Origin of the sequence: Chryseobacterium sp. SIMBA_029 (assembly GCF_046535275.1) — a bacterium.
Classification (GTDB): domain Bacteria; phylum Bacteroidota; class Bacteroidia; order Flavobacteriales; family Weeksellaceae; genus Chryseobacterium.
On record NZ_JAWRXA010000003.1, the window covers coordinates 293,543 to 313,574 of the forward strand.

Genomic DNA, 20,032 nt, shown 5'->3' on the forward strand with positions numbered 1-20,032 from the left:
CTATGAAAAAAATACTGTACTTATTCCTGATGATATCTTTAGCTTCCTGTTGTAAAGATCCTGTAGATCCTAAAGGCGGGAAAGCTATTCCCGAACCTGACCCCAACAATATCAATGTGAGTATTCTGATCGATTTATCCGACCGGATTGATCCAAAAACAAATCCCAATCCCACCATGGAGTATTTCCAGAGGGATATAGAATACATTAAAGCGATCGAGAAAGGATTTCTGAACCACATCAAAACAAAAAGGATCATCACCTATAATGATCAGATGCAGGTTTTCTTCAATCCCGAACCTTCCGATCCCAAAATCAATGATTTCACCAAAGAGCTTAAAGTTTCTTTCGACCAAAATACCAACAAAGCTTATTTCAATACCGTTGAAAAAAAATATTCTGAATTACCTGCCAACATCTATCAATCCGCAATTAAAGACGGAAAATATGTAGGTTCTGACATTTGGGAATTTTTTAAAAATAAAGTCAATGATTATTGTATAAAAGAAGATCACAGGAATATCTTATTTATCCTGACCGACGGATACATGTATCATGAAAATTCCAAGTTTTCAGAAAAAGCAAAGACCTCTTATTTAACCTCAAAGCTTATTAAATCAAACCATTTAACAACGTCTGATTTTAAAACGGCGATTGATAAAAATAATTTTGGTTTCGTGAAAGCCAATGACAATCTAAGCAATCTGGAAGTCATCGTGCTTGGCATTAATCCTGAAAAAGGAAATCCATTTGAAGAAGCCGTGATCAAAGAATACTGGGAAAATTGGTTTAAAGACATGAAAATCAAAAAATATCAGATAAAATCAGCCGATTTACCGTCCAATCTGGAACCCATTATTATAAAAGCCATTACAGGTAAAACCTAAAAACACTCAACATATATCCACAAAAAAAGCGAAGATAATCTTCGCTTTTTTTATTTTCTGAACATTTCCGTATGCGGAATATTGTCTTCCAGATATTTTTTTCCGGTATTTTCAAATCCGAATCCGCTATAGAATTTTAATAAATAATCCTGCGCTGAAATTCTTATTTCCGAAGTATGAAAACGGTTTTCTATGGTTTCAACAGCATATTGTATCAGCTGTTTCCCCAAACCCGTTCCCCTTGCTTTTTCTGTCGTTAACACCCTTCCAAAAGAAGTTTCGTCATATTTTATGCCTTTATCAAAAACCCGGCAATATGCCAGGACCTCTCCATTTTCCTCTGCCCAGATGTGAATTCCTCTCTGGTCATATCCATCCAGATCTGGATAAGGGCAATCCTGCTCTACTACAAATACATCAACACGGGCCTTGATAACCTGATATAGTTCTGGCACCGTGAATTCATCGAAAGTTTTAATCTTCCAAATCATAATTATTCTTCAAAATTAACGTTGTTGTTTTTTAAAAACTCATTCGTTGTTTGTATAAAATTCAGGATTTCATCGCATCCTTCTTTCTTTTCGGCTGAGGTCACATATAACTCCGGAAGATCTTCCCATGTCTTATGAAGCTCAACCTTATAATCTTCTACATTTTTTATGGCGATATTAGGCTTCAGTTTATCAGCTTTCGTAAAAACAATTGAAAAAGGAACACCACTTTCTCCACACCATTCAATAAATTCAAGATCTATTTTCTGAGGGCTGTGTCTTGAATCTACCAACACAAAAAGATTCACAAGATTCTTTCTGTTCAGAATATAATTATTAATCAGTTTCTCAAAATCCCTTCTCATAACTTTTGAAACCTTAGCATAACCATATCCCGGTAAATCGGTAAGGTACCAGTTTTCATTTATTATAAAATGATTAATAAGCTGAGTTTTCCCCGGAGTTCCGGAAGTTTTTGCCAGGTCTTTCCTATTCATCATCGCATTGATTAATGACGATTTTCCCACATTTGATCTTCCTATAAAAGCGTATTCGGGCATGGTAGGTTCAGGGCATTCCTGCCATTTTCCGCTACTTTTTACAAATTCTGCCGTTTTTATAACCATTCTTGAATATTTTTTTAGAAAAATAAACCATTAAGAAAAGCTCTTAATGGTTCAATTTATTTTTATACTTTATCTTTTAACCAGCTGTAAAGAATTTCATTGAACTCATCTGGTTTTTCCATCATTGCGGCGTGGCCGCACTTATCAATCCAGAACAGATCCGAATTGGGAATAAATTTATGCATATCCTCCGCAACTTCAGGCGGCGTAACGTTATCCTGTTTTCCCCAGATCAAACATGTGGGGGTTACAATTTTAGGAAGATCATTCAGCATGTTGTGTTTAATGGCACTTCTGGCAAGCATAACTGTTTTTATTCCTTTCATTCTGTCATTAACCACTCCAAAAACCTCGTCCACCAATTCTTCAGTAGCGATGGATGGATCATAAAAAACCTCTTCCGTTTTCTTTCTGATATACGATCTGTCATTCTTTCTAGGAAAACTGTCCCCGAATGTTCTTTCATACAAACCGGAACTTCCTGTTAATACCAGATTTTTCACCAGATCCGGTCTTGCCAAAGATAGGATGAGCCCAACATGGCCTCCCATAGAGTTTCCTACAATGGTTACCGGTTCAGAAATATGACTTTCTATGAACTTTATAATATATTTTGCAATCGTGGTAAGATTGGTATTGAGTACCGGCAAATCGTAAATCGGTAATTGAGGTACATACACCTTAAAACCTCTATCCGAAAAGAAATTCACCATCTTATCGAAATTACTCAAACCACCCATTAAACCGTGCAACAGCACCAATGGATGTCCTTCTCCCGCCTCTACAAAAGTATATTTCTTTTCTTTTTTTGTACTAAATATCATATAATGCCTTAATAAAGCCTTGCAAAAATACAAATTAAACCTCAAAAATATTTTGATATGCCTAATTTAAAATAAAAATAATATAATAAAGGCTTTTTAACATATTTTTTGAAAACTCATTTATTATGGCCCGGATAACACATTGAGCAAAGGGCAACAGATCAACAAATTACCCATGGATGCTTAAATCTTTAATAAAACTTATTAACATTAAGTCAAAAAGTGGGAAAAAGTGGGAAATTTTGGAAATTATTATATAAATTTGTCCCAAATGAAAAGTTTCATAGGAACATATGAGTGTAAAATTGACGACAAAGGCCGTTTAAAAGTACCTTCATCTTTAATCAAACAGATGGAAGACTTCGACGATAAGGCATTTGTAGTCAAGAGATCTGTGTTCCAACCTTGCCTGGAAGTTTATCCTATGAATGCATGGGACCAATTGATGGGCAAAATTAATAAACTAAACAGATTCATTAAAAAGAATGCTGATTTCATTAGAATGTTTACGGCAGGAGTAAAAACGGTAGAATTGGATAATGCTGGAAGATTACAGATTTCTAAAGACCTCACTCATTTTGCAAATCTTCAGAAAGATATTGTGATTACCAGTGCAGGAGAATTATTTGAAATCTGGGATAAAGAAGCCTATGAAAAGGTAATATCCACCAATGAAGCAGATTTTGCCAGCCTTGCTGAAGATGTAATGGGCTCTTTCAATGAAGAATAAACGCGCTAAATAAAAAAAGCGGAAAAACACAAAAATAAAACATGTATCATAACCCCGTTTTGTTAAAGCAAAGTGTTGATGATTTGGTGACGAATCCAGACGGAACATATGTGGACTGTACTTTTGGAGGCGGAGGTCATTCCAGAGAAATACTGAGCAGACTTTCTGATAAAGGAAGACTATTCGGCTTCGATCAGGATTTAGATGCGCTTAAAAATAATATTGATGATCCCAAATTTACGCTGGTTAATCAAAATTTCAGATTTTTAGAAAACTCCCTGCTGATGTACGGAGTTTCTCAGGTTGACGGGATTCTTGCCGATCTTGGAGTATCCTCCCATCAGTTTGATGAAGCGGAAAGAGGATTCTCTACAAGAAGCAACGCTCCATTGGATATGAGGATGAACGTTATGCAGAGCCTTGATGCCAAAAAAGTCATCAATGAATATGAAGAAGAGCAGCTGGCTGATATTTTTTACTATTACGGAGAATTAAGAGAAGCCAGAAAACTGGCAAGAGATATTGTTCATCATAGAAAAAACAAAAGCATAAACACCACTGAAGATTTGAAAAAACTCTTCAGCTTTCTTCCCCCCCACAAGGTGAATAAGTTTTATGCACAGCTTTTTCAGGCCATCAGGATTGAAGTGAACCAGGAGCTGGAAGTATTGAAAGAAATGCTGGTTCAATCTTACAATGTATTAAGAACAGAAGGAAGATTGGTCGTGATCTCTTATCATTCACTGGAAGACCGTTTGGTAAAAAGGTTTTTGAAAAACGGAATGTTCGAAGGAGAACCAACCAGAGATATTTACGGAAATTATAAAAAGACTTTTGAACTGGTAAAAACTAAAGCAATCGTTCCTGATGATAAGGAAATTGAAGAAAACTCCAGAGCCAGAAGCGCTAAAATGAGAATAGGAATAAAATTATAATAAAACCGGTAACGATAAACCAACAACAGTACATTGGCAAAAAGACCAACATATCGCCCTCAGAAGAAATTAACTTTTATAGACATTATAAAAGGGAATTTTCTTAACAGGGATGAGATAAAAATACATTATAAGTATTTCTTATTGTTGTTTATCCTGATGATGGCGATGATCTACAGCAATCACCTGGTGAATAAAAAAATTAAAATCGTAAACGGTTTAAAAGAAGAAACCGAAGAATACAAATCAAGAAATGCTTACGCACAAAGTAAGCTGATCAAAGTAAAAATGGAATCTGAATTGGGGAAAGAAGTAGCAAGGGACTCTTTGATGACCCTGGAAAACCATCCTCATAAACTGTTAATAAAACTGGATAGTACAGATGCAAAAGCAAAGTGAATACGATAACAAACGTAAAAAAACGTTAAGGTGGGGCTACCTCTTCGCAGTGGTGGCTTTGTGCGTATTTGTGCTGTTCATAGCAAGAATCATCATTCTCCAAAACACCAATGTTCAGGAGATTAAAGACGATTACATTAATAAAAATTATCGTACCGCCACTTTAAAAGCGGCCCGTGGAAATCTGTTCGCATCAGACGGTTCCATCCTGGCAACAACGGTAATGCGCTATGATATCTACCTGGATTTCAAAACAATGAGAGATACCGTATACAGCAATGGTATCGCCGCTTTGTCAGATTCTTTAAGCAAAATGTTTGGGAAGCCAAAAACTGAATTCAGACAAAAATTTGACGAACAGAAAAAGCATAAAAACCAATACTATACATTGGTTAAAGGTCTTGACTTCGACGAATACGATAGAATAAGACAGTTTCCTATTTTCTCGAAAGGTAAAAACAAAGGCGGCTTTATTGTCGACAGAAACTATAAAAGAGAATTGGCCACTTCAGAAATTGGTGCCGGAACCATCGGGATCGACAATGGTGAACTTAAAGCCGGTCTGGAAGGAGCTTTCTCAAAATATCTTACAGGTACTGACGGAAAAAGATTAGAACAGAGAATCAATTCTTCCCAATGGAAACCAATTGATTTCTGGAAAGTACAGGAACCGACTGACGGAAAAGATGTATACACCACCTTAGACCTTAGAACTCAGGATATAGCACACTCTGCCCTTGAAAAGCAGCTTGTCAAATTCGAAGCAAAACACGGAACGGTGATTGTCATGGAAGTAGGAACAGGAAAAGTTCGTGCTCTGGTAAATCTAAGAAGAACCGAAGACGGGGAATATGAAGATTCATACAACTATGCTTTAAAAGATAATATCGAACCAGGATCTACCTTCAAGACCATCTCGCTTTTGGCGGCGATGGATGATGGATTTATCGATGAAAACACAACGGTAAATGTAGGAAACGGAGTCTGGACCTATGCCAAACAAAGAATCTCCGACGGCCACGGTGGTGGAACCTATGACATCAGTGATGTACTGGCGAAATCCAGTAACGTAGGAACTGCTAAGCTGATTACAAAATATTATGCAGATAAACCCCAGATTTTTCTTGATCACTTAAGACGCTGGAAATTATTTGACAAGATGGATATTGAACTTCCCGGGATTGCAAAACCAAAAATTGTAACCCCTCAAAGCAAAAGATGGAATGCGGCAACACTCGCTTCTATTTCTTATGGATATTCATCAAACATCAACTTGCTGCAGTTAACGACTTTCTATAATGGAGTTGCTAACGGAGGTAAGATGCTGAAACCTCTTTTCATTGATAAGATCATGAAAGACGGAAAGGTAATGTATGAGGCTAAACCCGAAGTAATGGTGAATAAAATGGCCTCAGAAAAGGCCGTTAAAATGATGACGGATGCATTAACCAAAGCAGTAGAAAAAGGAACCGGAAGAAGTATTTTCACGCCCAATTTAAAAATGGCTGGAAAAACAGGAACCGCAAGATTTGAATACTGGCTTCCCGGCCCAATGAAATACCGCGCATCATTCGCAGGATTCTATCCGGCAGATAATCCAAAGTATACCTGCTATGTAATGATCAGCGAACCGAATACTTCAATAGGGTTTTATGGAGCCGCTGTGTCAGCTCCCGTATTTAAGGAAATTGCAGGAAAAACCTTCCTTAAAACACCTCAAAATATAGAAAAGGAAATGTTGGTTGACAGAAAGGTAGACCTCAATAAAATGGTTGAACCTAATGTTAAAATAACAGTCAATAATAAACAAATGCCAAGCCTTGTCGGACTGATTGGTAAAAATGTAATCCCTCAGTTAGAAAACCTGGGATATAGGATTGACTATAAAGGAGTTGGTAGAATTAGAGAACAATTTCCGTTAGAAGGAACAACAATAAGTAAGAACCAGAGAATTTATTTATCTCTGCAAAATTAAAATAGTAAAGCATCAAGAAAATGCAATTAACTGAATTATTAAACAGAATTCCAGTCTTAGAAATTCACGGTGAAAACACCCGTGAGGTTTCAGAATTGGTATTCGACAGCAGAAAGGTTACTGAAGGCTCTCTTTATATTGCAATGAGAGGCACAGTAGTGGATGGACATTCATTTATTGCATCATCTATAGAGAAAGGGGCACAAACAATCGTTTGCGAAGAATTTCCTGAAAAAACAGAAGAAAACATCACCTATGTAAAAGTGAAAGATTCTTCAAAAGCATTAGGACATCTGGCTTCCAATTTTTATGGAAATCCCTCACGAAATTTAAAATTAATCGGAGTTACGGGAACTAATGGTAAAACGTCAGTCTCTACCTTGTTATTTGATGTTTTCAAAAATTTAGGATATGATTCCGCACTTCTTTCTACCGTAGAAATAAGAATTGCAGACCAAGTTATTCCGGCTACCCACACTACTCCGGATATCATTACCATCAACAGAATTTTGGCTGAAGCAGTGGAAAAAGGCTGTGAATTTGCGTTCATGGAAGTAAGCTCTCATGGTATTTCTCAAAACAGAATCGAAGGACTACACTTTAAAGTGGCAGGATTTACCAATCTTACCCACGATCATTTAGATTACCACAAGACTTTTGATGAATATCTGAAAACGAAGAAAAGATTTTTTGATGAACTGGAAGATTCCGCTGTTGCCATCACCAATGTGGATGACAAGAATGGAAACATAATGCTTCAGAATACAAAGGCAAAGAAAAAATCATATGCTATGAAAACCATGGCTGATTACCATGGAAAAAGCCTGGAAGTAGATTTCAACGGTATGCTGTTGAATTTCAATGGAAAAGAGTTTTGGACAACCCTTACTGGTAAATTTAATGTCTACAACCTGCTGCTTGTTTTCGGAATTGCTACAGAATTAGGCTTTCAGCAGGATGAAATTCTTCAGGCCATCAGCAAATTACAAAGAGTTTCCGGAAGATTTGAAACCTTCAAATCCGATGGCGGTATATTCTTTATTGTAGATTATGCCCACACTCCTGATGCACTGGAAAATATTCTGGACAGCATCAATGATATCAGAACCAAAAACGAAAGACTGATTACTGTTTTTGGATGCGGAGGAGACAGAGACCATTCCAAAAGACCTGAAATGGGAAATATTGCAGCCAAAAAATCTACGCTGGCAATTATCACCTCAGATAACCCGAGAACAGAAGATCCTGTACAAATTATAAAAGAAATTGAAGCAGGCGTTGAACCTCAAAACTTCAGCAAATATACTTCAATTCCCGATAGAAGAGAAGCCATAAAAATGGCTATTAAGTTTGCAGAACCAAAAGATATCGTTTTAGTAGCCGGCAAAGGCCACGAAACCTATCAGGAGATTAATGGCGTAAAACACCATTTTGATGACAAAGAAGTAATTAATGAGCTTTGGAAGTTAATGAGTAAGTAAATTATTGATTAAAACAGTAAAAAAAGAAACATGTTATATTATCTATACGAATATCTTACCGCTCATGGAATTCATATCCCGGGACTTGGAATGTTGAAATACATTTCTTTCCGTGCCGGTATGGCCGTGCTGTTGTCATTAACCATAGCTCTTGTGTACGGAAAAAGAATCATCAATTACCTGAGAGCAAAGCAAATGGGTGAATTGGTTCGCGACCTGGGATTAGACGGCCAAAAACAAAAAGAAGGAACTCCTACTATGGGAGGTCTTATCATTATTCTGGCCACGATGATTCCCGTACTTCTTTTTACCAGGATCACGAATGTGTATATCGTTCTGTTGATCATCTCTGTGCTTTGGATGGGAGCAATTGGTTTTGTAGATGATTATTTAAAAAAGGTTAAAAAAAATAAAGACGGTCTTAGCGGGAAATTTAAAATCGTAGGACAGGTCGGATTAGGATTGATTGTAGGAATTACGATGTATTTCCACCCGGACATTACCGTTAAAAGAAAATATGCAGATGCTAAAGTAGTGAACAGAAACAATGTAGAGCAGAACTTTATGCCTACAGAAAAAATCACAGTATCTACCGTTCCGTTTGCTAAAAACAATGAATTTGATTACAGCGGAATACTTTTTTGGATGAATGACAAAGATGCCCACGAATGGGCATGGATTGTCTTTATACCTATTGTCATTTTCATTGTAACAGCTGTTTCCAACGGAGCCAACATCACGGATGGAATTGACGGACTGGCAGCAGGAACAAGTACCGTTATCCTGCTTGCACTTGCATTTTTTACCTATGTTTCAGGGAATATCATTTTTGCGGATTACCTCAATATCATGTTCCTCCCCAATATGGGCGAAACCACCATTTTCGTCGTCGCAATGGTAGGTGCAGTCATCGGATTCTTCTGGTACAACACCTATCCTGCCCAAGTGTTTATGGGCGACACCGGAAGTTTAATGCTGGGGGGAGTTATTGCAGTACTAGCCATTATTTTAAGAAAGGAACTGATGATTCCTGTACTCTGCGGAATATTTTTGATAGAAAACATATCCGTAATGCTTCAGGTAGTTGTCTTCAAGTATAGAAAAAGAAAATATGGGTTGGAATATGCCCAAAATAATAGATTATTTAAAATGTCACCCTTACACCACCATTATCAGAAGGAAGGTTTTCACGAAAGTAAAATCGTTAACCGAATGATTATCATCGGAGTAATGCTGGCTATTGTATGTCTGATCACATTAAAAATGAGATAAATTTTGTAAAAAGTAAAAAGTAGTAATGTAAAAGGACACCAAATACATTGTACGTTTTACATTTTACATGTTACAAAAAAATTAATATGAAAATAGTTGTTTTAGGAGGTGGAGAAAGCGGATGCGGAGCTGCTTATTTGGCTAAAAAACAAGGTCTGGAGGTTTTTCTTTCAGACAAAGGAGCCATTAAGGATAACTATAAGCAGTTTCTGGTTGACAATGAAATTGAATTTGAAGAAGGAAAACACGACGAAGAAAGGATTTTAAATGCAGACTGGATCGTAAAAAGCCCTGGAATTCCGAAAAAGGCAGACATTGTTTATAAAATTCATGAAAAAGGTATCAGACTTTCTTCAGAAATTGAATTTGCTTCAGAATTCACCAATGCCAAAATCATTGCCATCACCGGAAGCAACGGAAAAACAACCACAACCTCTCTGATCTATTACATCCTGAAAAATGACGGATTGAATGTAGGTCTGGGTGGAAATATAGGATACAGCTTTGCCAAACAAGTTGCTGATGAAAACCATGAATATTATGTGCTGGAAGTAAGTTCCTTCCAATTGGATGATATTCAGAACTTCAGACCGTATATTTCTTTATTGCTGAATTTGTCCCAAGATCATTTGGACCAGTACAATTACAACTACGAAGAATATGCGCTGGCAAAATTCAGAATAGCTGAAAATCAGGAAAATGATAATTTCTTTATCTACAATAAAGATGACGAAATGAGCAAAAATATTCTTGAAAAATTAGAAATAAAAGCGAAAATGATTCCCTTTTCAACAAAAGAAAAATTAAATGAAGGGGGTTTTATTGACAATGATACCATTGTAGTAAAAGCTGAAGACCCATTCTCCATGAAAATTGAAGAACTGTCTTTGCTTGGAAACCATAACGTTGCCAACAGTCTTGCCGCATCCATTGCAGGTAAGATCCTACAGATCAATAATGAAAGTATCAGAAATTCACTGATGACTTTTCAGGCTGTAGAGCACAGACTGGAGACCGTTACTGAAATTAATGGAGTAAAATACATCAACGACAGTAAGGCAACCAATGTGAATGCAACCTATTACGCGTTAGAAAGCATGAAAACACCTACCGTATGGATTGTAGGCGGACTGGATAAAGGAAATGATTACTCGGAAATTGAAGATCTGGTTAAAAGAAAAGTAAAAGCAATCGTATGCTTAGGAATTGATAACCAAAAAATTATAGACTTCTTTAAAGACAAAAAAGAATTTATATATGATACTTCAAGTATGGAGGAAGCGGTAAAAATATCAAAATCTTTAGCTAAAAAAGGAGATACCGTCTTATTATCTCCATGCTGTGCGAGTTTTGATTTATTCAAAAGCTATGAAGATCGAGGACGTCAGTTTAAAGAACAAGTTTTAAAATAATGTAAAAAGTAAAATGTCGGGTGTAAAAAGTACATTTTACTTTGTACATCATACATGAATACAAAAATATGGACGAACAGAACACAGAAAGCAGAGTTGAATTTCTAAAGGGCGATAAAGTACTTTGGATGGTCATTCTTGTGATCTCCATTTTCTCTATTTTCCCTGTATATTCTGCAAGTTCAAATCTGGAATATATCGTTAATAACGGGACCACCACAGGTCACGTTATCAAACATATGTTCTTTGTCGTTCTGGGTCTGGGAATTATGAGGCTCGTGGGAACCGTAAAATATGAATATATCGGCAAACTCAGCAGTATTCTGCTCGGGCTGATGATTGTTCTTCTGGTAGTCACCATGTTTACAGGTCAAACCATCGACGGAGCCAGTGCTTCCCGATGGCTGAAGATTCCAGGAACCCCTATTTCGTTCCAGCCTTCATCATTTGCATTTTTAATGCTGGTTATTTATCTGTGCAGGTATTTAACCAAGAAAATAACACGGGAAAGACTGCCTATAGAGAATATTCTGTACATATTCGGGCCTATCTTGCTTGTGTTTGTATTGGTGGCAAAAGATAACGGATCTACAGCGTTGATGATCTTGATGGTTTCTGTCGTTGTTCTGGTTATCGGCCAGCTTCACTGGAAATATATTGCAGGATTCATCTCCGCATCATTTGTTGCGATCGTCTTATTTCTACTCGTTGCTTTAAATACAAACATGATCGGTGGAAACCGTGTTCACACATGGATGAGCCGTGTAGAAACCTTTACCTCCAGTAAAGCCAAATCTGCAGACGTAGACGACGAAAGTGTAAAAGCAAAAAACTATCAGGTAATGCAGGCTAAAGCAGCCATTGTGCATGGAGGTATTACAGGAATGGGTCCGGGAAAAAGTGCCTTAAAACAAATGCTTCCACAGTCCGCATCCGATTTTATTTTCGCCGTTATTGTAGAAGAATACGGAGTAATCGGAGCTGTTTTTCTGATCAGTCTCTATTTAATTATGATGATAAGGATCGTGATGATCGCCAGCAAGATGCCCGCCTTTTTCGGGTCCCTGCTCGTCCTCAGTCTCGGGGTGATGATTTTTATACAGCTTTCAGTAAATATAGCCGTAGCCATCAACCTGATTCCTGTAACAGGACAGCCGCTGCCATTAATAAGTTACGGAGGAACATCCATGTTAGTAACCTATTTGCAGTTGGGAATTATTTTAAATATAAGCTCCAGAATACAGATATACGATGAAGAAGGAATGGGCAAAAGGCAAAGTGTTGCAGAAATAAATGATATCGCATAATGGTATTGCGGGGAGCGTAAGCGACGAAGCAATTTCAAAAATTATATAAATGAACAAAAAATTAAAAGTATTACTATCAGGCGGCGGAACAGGAGGACACATCTTCCCGGCCATTGCCATTGCAGATGAAATCAGAAAAAGATTTCCTGATGCAGAATTTTTGTTCATTGGTGCCAACGGAAAAATGGAAATGGAAAAAGTTCCGCAGGCCGGTTATAAAATTGAAGGAATAGATATCGCAGGAATTGACAGAGGAAACCTGTTATCCAATTTAGGACTGCCATTTAAGATTTTAAAAAGTTTATCAAGATCCAAAAAAATTATTAAAGATTTCGCTCCGGATTTCGCAGTGGGAACCGGTGGTTTTGCAAGCGGACCCGCTTTATACGAAGCAGGAAAACTGGGAATTCCCATTTTCATTCAGGAACAGAATGCCCATGCCGGGGTAACCAATAAAATATTAAGTAAAAAAGCAAAAGCTGTTTTTACTGCCTACCCAAAAGTAGATGGATTTCCGACTGAAAAAATCAAATTCTTAGGAAACCCTATCCGGGAAAATATCATTTCCGGAATGCTGGAAACCAAACTGGCAAAAGAAAAAATGGGTCTGGATACGGAAAAACTTACCATTCTTTCTGTAGGCGGGTCTTTAGGCTCCAGAACATTAAACAATGCCTGGAAGTCTCATTTAAAAGAGATGATCAGTAAAGACTACCAGTTGATCTGGCAGACAGGAAAACTTGATTATAAAGAAATTGTTGACAGTTGTCAGTTTGCGGTTGATGGAAATTCTAACAACCAGCAGTCAGCAACCAGCAAAGGAATTCAAATCAAGGAATTCATCAAAGATATGGAAACCGCTTATTCTGCGGCAGATGTTATCGTTTCCAGAGCAGGTGCCATTGCCATTTCAGAACTGGCAGTAGCCCGCAAACCCGTTTTGCTGATTCCCTTCCCTTTTGCGGCAGAGGATCATCAAACCAAAAACGCCATGAATCTGGTGGAAAAGAATGCCGCCAAAATGGTAAAAGATTCTGAAATGCAGGAAAAATTCTGGAATACACTGACAGAAATCTGCGAGAATGAAAATATAAGAAATGAAATGTCAAACAATCTTGAATATTTTGCAAAGCCTAATGCAGCAAAAGAGATTGTAGATGAAATAATAAAAAAACTGTAAAAAGTATAATTGTAACATGTAGTAAAGAACATCATAAAGACTTTGTACATATTACATAAATACAAGAAAATAAAAATGAATAATTTAGAAACATATCAAACTTTTTACTTCGTTGGAATCGGAGGTATCGGAATGAGCGCTTTGGCACGTTATTTCAATGCATCAGGTAAAAAAGTATTAGGCTATGATAAAACCAACACTAAGCTCACTCAATTATTAATGAATGAGGGTATTGATATTGTTTTCGAAGATGGTATTGATGAAAGGATCACTTCCCTTCAAAAAGAAAATACCTTAATTATTTATACTCCTGCGATCAAAAAGCTGGATATCTTAGATTATTTTAACCAAAATAATTTTGAAGTTTTAAAACGCGCAAAAGTCTTAGGACTGATCACCGAAAATACAGAATGTATTGCCGTTGCAGGAACGCATGGCAAAACCACAACTTCTACGCTGCTTTCACATTTATGTAAAGAGGCAGACCTTCCGTTTTCATGCTTTTTAGGGGGTATTTCCGAGAATTTTAAATCAAACTTTCTATACAACGGTTCTGCCTATTCAGTAGTAGAAGCAGATGAATATGACAGAAGTTTCTTAAGCCTTTCTCCGGACTGGGCGGTGGTAACTTCTACCGATGCCGACCACCTTGATATCTATGGTGATGTAAGCCATATTGAAGAAGGGTTCAAGCAGTTTGCGGCATTAGTACCGGAAGACAAAAAACTCTTTGTAAGAAAAGGAATTGATATCGGCAGAAACCACCATACGTATGCGGTTAATGAAAAAGCAGATTACTATTCAGACAATCTCCGTATGGATTATGATAAAATCTATTTCGATTTCCATACCCCTACAGAAACGGTAAAGGATTTCGTGTGGGACATTCCGGGGATTCATAATGTAGAAAATGCAACAGTTGCTCTGGCCATTCTAAACAATTTAGGAGTCGATTTTGAAACATTAAAGAAAGCAATTGCCAATTTTAAAGGAATTAAAAGAAGATATACTAAACATATCTATAAAAACGGTAAAATTTATATTGACGATTATGCCCACCACCCGACTGAAATCAATGCTGTGGTAGACTCAATCAGAACTTTTTATCCGGATAAAAAATTATTGGTGGCTTTCCAGCCTCATCTTTTCAGCAGAACAAGGGATTTTGCAGATGGTTTTGCTCAAAGCTTAAGCAAAGCAGATGAACTGGTTCTTCTTGACATCTATCCCGCAAGAGAACTTCAGGAAAATTTTGAAGGAATTACCTCAAGCTGGCTGTTGGAAAAAGTACAGTTAGAACAAAAAGAAGTATCCGCATTATCAGATGCGTTTGCAACAATAAAAGGAAAAGATTTTGACATCCTTCTTACCGTTGGAGCAGGAAATATAGACACCCTGTATGATCCTATTGTAGAATGGTTAAGCGCTGAATAAAACAAATTATAGAAAACAGCAACAAACAAGTCAAAAATTAAAAATAAAATAAATATAAAAACAAATAAGTGCATTATATTTTTTACATTGTATACTAGATTATGAAGAATAAATACAGAATATTAAAAATTGCTATCACAGTAATCCTCCTTGGTTTTCTGCTTAGTTTCTCCCTGAAGAGATTCGGCAGCCAGAAGATTACGGATAACAAAATTTCTGTAAAAATGAATGAGAAAACTCCGGTCTATTTTATCGATGAAAATGATATCAAAGACATCGTACATAAAGAAAATCCATCAAGGAACGTTGGAGATCTTGACATTCCCGCACTGGAAATGAAAATCAATTCGCTTCCAGCTGTAGACAGTGCGAATGTATATCTGAATCTAAACGGAAAACTTAATCTGGATATTAAACAAAGAGTCCCTGTTTTCAGGCTGAATAAAGATGGAAAAGACTTTTATGTCGATGAAAAAGGAATAGAATTTCCGATTTCAAGATCCTATTCTCACCCTTGCATGCTCGTAACTGGAAATGTACAGCCCGATGAATATCAAAAGCTGGCTGAGCTGGTAGAAAAAATTGATAAAGATGATTTTAGTAAAAAATACTTCATCGGCATCTCAAAATATAAAGATGATTATAACCTGTTGACCAGCGAAGGCAACTATAAAGTGGAAATAGGAGATCTGGATAATATAGAATTTAAAGTAAAAGGATTCAAAGCGTTCATAGAGAAGTACATGGTGTATCAGGATCCGCAAAAATACAATATGATTTCTGTGAAATATCAAAACCAGATTGTCACCACTTTAAATCCGAATTTCAAAGGAAATGACAGTATTTTAATGGCTGGAAATAAAGAACTGGCAAAAGTTCCTACTCCTGTCGCAAAAAAGCCGGAAGCAGCCAATAAACTGGCAGAGACTAAAAAAGCAGTCAAAACCTCATCAAAACCAAAGGAAAGTAAAAAAAATAAAATAGCAACAAAACCAAAAGAAACTCAAAAAAAGACTGAAAAAAAACCGGCGCCCAAAGCAAAGGCAAAAGTGAAAATAGAATAGAAAACCCGGAAACGGTAGTATAATAACAAATCAAGTGCTACTGCTTCTGTATTAAAATTAAAGACTGAAAAAAAACATAAAAAAAATCAAATCGATATAAAAAATGGAAAATCAAGAGTATTCAGTAGGTCTGGACATCGGGACAACAAAGATAGTCGCGATTGTCGGAAGGAGGAATGCACACGGGAAGATTGAAGTTCTCGGTGTAGGAAAGGCCAAAAGTCTTGGCGTTCACAAAGGTATTGTGAACAATATCTCGCAGACCATTAATTCCATCAAGGCTGCTGTGTCTGAAGCACAGTCCAGTGCTGGTGTTCCCATCCGAAAAGTCACTGTAGGTATTGCAGGAAAGCACATCCGCTCTCTGCAGCACTCCGATTATATAATGCGTGAACATCCTGATAAATTTATCACGGATGACGATATAGAAGCTTTAAAAGATCAGGTAAAAAAGCTGGTTATGCTTCCTGGAGAAGAAATTATCCATGTCCTTCCTCAAGAATATAAAGTGGATTCCGAAGGTGAAATTCAGGAACCTGTAGGAATGCACGGAAAACGTTTAGAAGCCAATTTCCACGTTGTCGTAGGACAAATGGGCAGCATCAGAAACATTGCAAGATGTGTAAGAGAAGCCGGATTGGAAATGGAAGCGCTTACTTTAGAGCCTCTGGCGTCTTCAGAAGCCGTTCTTACCAAAGAAGAAAAAGAAGCGGGTGTTGCCATCGTAGATATAGGTGGTGGTACAACAGATATCGCTATATTTAAAGATAATATCATTCGTCATACCTGTGTCATCCCTTACGGTGGCGGAATTATTACGGAAGATATCAAAGAAGGCTGTTCCATTATAGAAAAACACGCAGAACAACTGAAAGTAAAATTTGGTTCTGCCGTTCCCGAACTGGAAAAAGACAGTACCTTTGTAACAATACCGGGACTTCACGGAAGACCAGACAAAGAGATTTCTCTTAAAACCTTGGCACAGATTATCAATGCAAGGGTTGAAGAAATCCTGGAAATGGTGAATACAGAGTTGAAAGCCTATGGCGCTTTCGAACAAAAGAAAAAATTGATAGCTGGAATTGTTCTGACAGGAGGTGGTTCCAACCTGAAATACCTTCGTCAGCTTGCTAATTATACCACAGGTTTCGACAGCAGAATAGGTTTCGCTAACGAATATATTGCTAACGATAAAAACCAGTTCTTAAAAGGTCCTGAATTTGCAACGTCTATCGGGTTATTAATGGAAAGTTTAAAAATCCGCGACAAAAAGCAGATAATCATAGATGAAGAAGAAGCCGTCCTGGAAAAACAGCAACTAGAAGTGGCAGCAAAAACAGTTGACACCAATGTTGCTCCCCAGCCAGCGACGCCTGTTCAGGAACAGGAAACAGCAAGAGAACAACAGGAAAATAAAAGAGCGGCAAGACTTACTTTCGGACAGTCGCTTATGGAAAAAGTTAAAAAATTCTTTGAAGAAGTAGAATAGTAAATACAGACATAATGGAAAATATAGGCACACAAGGATTTTCATTTGATTTACCAAAAGGAAATTCATCAATCATAAAAGTAATTGGTGTAGGTGGCGGTGGAAACAACGCCCTAAAGCACATGTACGAAAAAGGTATTCACGGAGTTGATTTCGTGGTCTGTAACACGGATGCTCAAACGTTGGATAATAACCCCGTTGCTAATAAAGTTCAGTTGGGTACAACCATCACTGAAGGGCTCGGTGCAGGTGCTGATCCTGAAGTAGGAGAAAAATCAGCCATCGAAAGCATTGAAGAAATCAAAGCGGCTATGGGACAAAATACCAAAATGGTTTTTATCACTGCCGGAATGGGCGGTGGAACCGGAACTGGTGCGGCTCCTGTTATTGCTAAAGTGGCAAAAGACATGGGCATCTTAACGGTAGGAATTGTTACCGTTCCTTTCAGTTTCGAAGGAAAAAGAAGACTTGAGCAGGCCGAAAATGGTCTTGACAAACTAAGAAATAATGTTGATTCATTAATTGTAATCAATAACGATAAACTAAGACAGCAGTTCGGAAACCTTGGATTCAAACAGGGTTTCTCAAAAGCCGATGAAGTATTAACCAATGCAGCCAAAGGGATGGCAGAAGTTATTACAGGATATTTTGATGTAAACATTGACTTTAGAGATGCTAAATCTGTGCTTCAAAATTCTGGGACAGCATTGATGTCTACAGGATCTGCTTCAGGTGAAAATAAAGCTGCAGAAGCAGTAAGAAAAGCATTGGATTCACCATTATTGAATGACAATAAGATCACAGGTGCCAAAAATGTATTATTGTTGATCAGAAGCGGTGCTGAAGAAGTAACGATGGATGAGATCGGTATCATCATGGACCACATCCAGAAAGAAGCTGGAAATACAGCAGATATTATTTTCGGAGTAGGAGCTGATGAAGAATTAGGAGACGCAGTAAGTGTTCTTGTTATTGCAACAGGGTTCTCAAACGACAATAAAAAGTTTGCCGGTACTACAGAAAAAATCAGAATTGGATTAAATGACAGATTGGATCCGTCTAAAGCCTCTCCTTTTAAATCAAGAGAAGAAAGAGAAGCTGCACCGGAGCCAGGATATGATTTTGGAGGTAAAAACCTTTTCAGACTAGACGATGAAGATCAGGATACTCAGAACTTCAAAATGTCTTCTTCTGAAAAAAAAATGATTATTGGCGATGAGGACGTTACCACAGAAATAAAATTCTCTGAAAGAGAGGAAGATACGGTAGGAGATGTTGCGCAGCACTGGAGAAACGATGAAGAACAGGATCAGGAAGAAGCTTTCAGTCTATTCTCTATCGATGATGAAGAAGAAGAGTCCAACGACCTGGAAACTCAATCATTCACCTTTGATTTTGACAACAAAAAAGAAGAGCCTACTACCAATTCATACTCTCAGGAAAAACCTGTTGAATTCAGTTTTTTCGTGAATGAGCCGGTTAATGAGTCTAAAACAGATTACGGACATCCAAAAGCGGAAGCAAGCATGCCAACGAATACGGTAAGCCAGGTAGTGGAAGAGCCTATTCAGAGAGCAGAAAATATCTTTCAGCAGACCATTAAAGAAAGTCCGAAAACTGAAGAAAGACCAACTTTTGAGAACAAAATAGAAATTGAAACTCCAAAAACTGATGAAACAGAATTCACTTTTGTGAATAAAACTGCAGAGCAGGAAAGAGTGATTGAAAGAAGAAATAAATTAAAAGAATTCAATTCACGCTATCAGAGTTTTGATGCGTCTAATGAATTTGAATCTGTTCCTGCTTTCAAGAGAAAAAATATTTCCCTTGACGGAACCAATGCTTCAGATCAAAATATCAATACCTATTTGTCTGATAACAACGGTTCTATGCAAATCAGAGAAAACAGATTTTTAAATAAAGATGTTGATTAGTTTTTGAATTAAAGAATGAAATCATTAAACAAAAATACAGCACTTCTTGTCGTAGATATCCAAAAAGGATTTGACGATACAGAATATTGGGGAGGAAACAGAAACAACCCTATGGCTGAAGAAAATGCAAAGAAAATTCTCGAAGTTTTCAGAAAGCAGCAGTTACCTGTTTTTATTATTCAGCATTGCTCGGAAGATCCTCAATCTTTGTTACACGAAAGCAACGCCGGAAATGCATTAAAAGATGATTTCATTCCTTTAGAAAACGAATATCTAATTAAAAAGAATGTTAACAGCAGTTTTATTGGAACCAATTTAAAAGAGACTTTAGATAAGTTATCCATAGAAAACATTGTTATAACAGGTCTTACAACGATACATTGTGTAAGTACAACGACAAGAATGTCCGGTAATTTCGGTTTTACTACCTATCTTATTGAAGATGCATGTGCGACATTTGACAGAGTTGGAATCAATGGAGAAAAATATTCGGCTCAAGACATTCATAACATGGAATTAGCATGTTTAAATAATGAGTTTGCAACAGTTACAAACACTACCGGGCTTATAAAACTGCTTGGTCAATAAAAAG

The 20,032-nt window shown here is 37.1% G+C and carries 18 protein-coding genes; 15 read left to right on the forward strand and 3 right to left on the reverse strand.

The features are described from left to right. Positions 1 to 2 precede the first annotated feature (2 nt). On the forward strand, positions 3 to 887 hold the full coding sequence (locus SB679_RS06845; protein WP_410701530.1) for a hypothetical protein: 885 nt from the start codon (positions 3 to 5) through the stop codon (positions 885 to 887). A gap of 50 nt (positions 888 to 937) precedes the next feature. Here SB679_RS06845 and SB679_RS06850 read toward each other — a convergent pair whose 3' ends face one another. The 3 genes from SB679_RS06850 to SB679_RS06860 form a co-directional block, all read right to left on the reverse strand. Then, the gene (locus tag SB679_RS06850) at positions 938 to 1,378 is read right to left on the reverse strand and encodes a GNAT family N-acetyltransferase (RefSeq protein WP_410701531.1); all 441 of its coding nucleotides are present in this window, start codon (positions 1,376 to 1,378) and stop codon (positions 938 to 940) included. Between the two features lie 2 nt (positions 1,379 to 1,380). Continuing rightward, positions 1,381 to 2,004 carry a ribosome biogenesis GTP-binding protein YihA/YsxC gene (gene yihA, locus SB679_RS06855; protein ID WP_410701532.1) on the reverse strand — a complete coding sequence of 208 codons (624 nt, stop codon included), beginning with the start codon at positions 2,002 to 2,004 and terminating at the stop codon, positions 1,381 to 1,383. A 62-nt stretch (positions 2,005 to 2,066) separates the two neighbouring features. Continuing rightward, positions 2,067 to 2,828 carry an alpha/beta fold hydrolase gene (locus tag SB679_RS06860; RefSeq protein ID WP_410701533.1) on the reverse strand — a complete coding sequence of 254 codons (762 nt, stop codon included), beginning with the start codon at positions 2,826 to 2,828 and terminating at the stop codon, positions 2,067 to 2,069. Between the two features lie 271 nt (positions 2,829 to 3,099). Between SB679_RS06860 and mraZ the strand changes: the two genes are divergently transcribed. The 14 genes from mraZ (at position 3,100) to SB679_RS06930 (ending at position 20,028) form a co-directional block, all read left to right on the forward strand. Continuing rightward, positions 3,100 to 3,558 (forward strand): division/cell wall cluster transcriptional repressor MraZ, encoded by a 459-nt coding sequence (gene mraZ, locus SB679_RS06865; RefSeq protein ID WP_410701534.1) that lies wholly within the window; start codon positions 3,100 to 3,102, stop codon positions 3,556 to 3,558. 41 nt (positions 3,559 to 3,599) lie between these two features. Beyond that, positions 3,600 to 4,493, forward strand: coding sequence for a 16S rRNA (cytosine(1402)-N(4))-methyltransferase RsmH (rsmH, locus tag SB679_RS06870; protein ID WP_410701535.1), 894 nt, complete (start codon positions 3,600 to 3,602; stop codon positions 4,491 to 4,493). 33 nt (positions 4,494 to 4,526) lie between these two features. Next, positions 4,527 to 4,892, forward strand: coding sequence for an FtsL-like putative cell division protein (locus SB679_RS06875; RefSeq protein WP_410701536.1), 366 nt, complete (start codon positions 4,527 to 4,529; stop codon positions 4,890 to 4,892). Then, positions 4,876 to 6,867, forward strand: a complete 1,992-nt coding sequence (locus tag SB679_RS06880; RefSeq protein ID WP_410701537.1) for a penicillin-binding transpeptidase domain-containing protein — start codon at positions 4,876 to 4,878, stop codon at positions 6,865 to 6,867. Before SB679_RS06875 ends, SB679_RS06880 begins: the two co-directional genes overlap by 17 nt. 20 nt (positions 6,868 to 6,887) lie before the next feature. Continuing rightward, positions 6,888 to 8,348, forward strand: coding sequence for a UDP-N-acetylmuramoyl-L-alanyl-D-glutamate--2,6-diaminopimelate ligase (locus SB679_RS06885; RefSeq protein ID WP_410701538.1), 1,461 nt, complete (start codon positions 6,888 to 6,890; stop codon positions 8,346 to 8,348). Positions 8,349 to 8,378: 30 nt separating this feature from the next. After that, positions 8,379 to 9,620, forward strand: a complete 1,242-nt coding sequence (mraY, locus tag SB679_RS06890) for a phospho-N-acetylmuramoyl-pentapeptide-transferase (protein WP_410701539.1) — start codon at positions 8,379 to 8,381, stop codon at positions 9,618 to 9,620. 86 nt (positions 9,621 to 9,706) lie between these two features. Further along, positions 9,707 to 11,032 (forward strand): UDP-N-acetylmuramoyl-L-alanine--D-glutamate ligase, encoded by a 1,326-nt coding sequence (murD, locus tag SB679_RS06895; protein ID WP_317740323.1) that lies wholly within the window; start codon positions 9,707 to 9,709, stop codon positions 11,030 to 11,032. Between the two features lie 68 nt (positions 11,033 to 11,100). Continuing rightward, entirely contained in the window at positions 11,101 to 12,339 is a 1,239-nt protein-coding gene (locus SB679_RS06900) for an FtsW/RodA/SpoVE family cell cycle protein (RefSeq protein ID WP_410701540.1), read from the forward strand. A 49-nt stretch (positions 12,340 to 12,388) separates the two neighbouring features. Further along, a complete protein-coding gene (gene murG / locus SB679_RS06905) occupies positions 12,389 to 13,519 on the forward strand; it encodes an undecaprenyldiphospho-muramoylpentapeptide beta-N-acetylglucosaminyltransferase (protein WP_410701541.1) in 1,131 nt (376 codons plus the stop codon). 75 nt (positions 13,520 to 13,594) lie between these two features. Continuing rightward, the gene (gene murC / locus SB679_RS06910; RefSeq protein WP_410701542.1) at positions 13,595 to 14,953 is read left to right on the forward strand and encodes a UDP-N-acetylmuramate--L-alanine ligase; all 1,359 of its coding nucleotides are present in this window, start codon (positions 13,595 to 13,597) and stop codon (positions 14,951 to 14,953) included. A gap of 101 nt (positions 14,954 to 15,054) precedes the next feature. Further along, entirely contained in the window at positions 15,055 to 16,017 is a 963-nt protein-coding gene (locus tag SB679_RS06915; RefSeq protein WP_410701543.1) for a cell division protein FtsQ/DivIB, read from the forward strand. Between the two features lie 103 nt (positions 16,018 to 16,120). Next, the gene (gene ftsA, locus SB679_RS06920) at positions 16,121 to 17,506 is read left to right on the forward strand and encodes a cell division protein FtsA (RefSeq protein ID WP_410701544.1); all 1,386 of its coding nucleotides are present in this window, start codon (positions 16,121 to 16,123) and stop codon (positions 17,504 to 17,506) included. A gap of 14 nt (positions 17,507 to 17,520) precedes the next feature. Beyond that, positions 17,521 to 19,440 carry a cell division protein FtsZ gene (ftsZ, locus tag SB679_RS06925; RefSeq protein WP_410701545.1) on the forward strand — a complete coding sequence of 640 codons (1,920 nt, stop codon included), beginning with the start codon at positions 17,521 to 17,523 and terminating at the stop codon, positions 19,438 to 19,440. A gap of 15 nt (positions 19,441 to 19,455) precedes the next feature. After that, positions 19,456 to 20,028, forward strand: a complete 573-nt coding sequence (locus SB679_RS06930) for a cysteine hydrolase family protein (protein ID WP_410701546.1) — start codon at positions 19,456 to 19,458, stop codon at positions 20,026 to 20,028. Positions 20,029 to 20,032: the final 4 nt, after the last annotated feature.

Excerpts from the sequence above, each read along its gene's own strand:
- mraY (WP_410701539.1), top strand. The coding sequence starts at position 8,379 with ATGTTATATTATCTATACGAATATCTTACCGCTCATGGAATTCATATC.
- murC (WP_410701542.1), top strand. The coding sequence starts at position 13,595 with ATGAATAATTTAGAAACATATCAAACTTTTTACTTCGTTGGAATCGGA.
- yihA (WP_410701532.1), bottom strand. The coding sequence starts at position 2,004 with ATGGTTATAAAAACGGCAGAATTTGTAAAAAGTAGCGGAAAATGGCAG.
- rsmH (WP_410701535.1), top strand. The coding sequence starts at position 3,600 with ATGTATCATAACCCCGTTTTGTTAAAGCAAAGTGTTGATGATTTGGTG.
- SB679_RS06930 (WP_410701546.1), top strand. The coding sequence starts at position 19,456 with ATGAAATCATTAAACAAAAATACAGCACTTCTTGTCGTAGATATCCAA.
- SB679_RS06845 (WP_410701530.1), top strand. The coding sequence starts at position 3 with ATGAAAAAAATACTGTACTTATTCCTGATGATATCTTTAGCTTCCTGT.
- ftsA (WP_410701544.1), top strand. The coding sequence starts at position 16,121 with ATGGAAAATCAAGAGTATTCAGTAGGTCTGGACATCGGGACAACAAAG.
- SB679_RS06885 (WP_410701538.1), top strand. The coding sequence starts at position 6,888 with ATGCAATTAACTGAATTATTAAACAGAATTCCAGTCTTAGAAATTCAC.
- murD (WP_317740323.1), top strand. The coding sequence starts at position 9,707 with ATGAAAATAGTTGTTTTAGGAGGTGGAGAAAGCGGATGCGGAGCTGCT.
- SB679_RS06850 (WP_410701531.1), bottom strand. The coding sequence starts at position 1,378 with ATGATTTGGAAGATTAAAACTTTCGATGAATTCACGGTGCCAGAACTA.
- SB679_RS06915 (WP_410701543.1), top strand. The coding sequence starts at position 15,055 with ATGAAGAATAAATACAGAATATTAAAAATTGCTATCACAGTAATCCTC.
- SB679_RS06880 (WP_410701537.1), top strand. The coding sequence starts at position 4,876 with ATGCAAAAGCAAAGTGAATACGATAACAAACGTAAAAAAACGTTAAGG.
- ftsZ (WP_410701545.1), top strand. The coding sequence starts at position 17,521 with ATGGAAAATATAGGCACACAAGGATTTTCATTTGATTTACCAAAAGGA.
- SB679_RS06900 (WP_410701540.1), top strand. The coding sequence starts at position 11,101 with ATGGACGAACAGAACACAGAAAGCAGAGTTGAATTTCTAAAGGGCGAT.
- murG (WP_410701541.1), top strand. The coding sequence starts at position 12,389 with ATGAACAAAAAATTAAAAGTATTACTATCAGGCGGCGGAACAGGAGGA.
- SB679_RS06860 (WP_410701533.1), bottom strand. The coding sequence starts at position 2,828 with ATGATATTTAGTACAAAAAAAGAAAAGAAATATACTTTTGTAGAGGCG.
- mraZ (WP_410701534.1), top strand. The coding sequence starts at position 3,100 with ATGAAAAGTTTCATAGGAACATATGAGTGTAAAATTGACGACAAAGGC.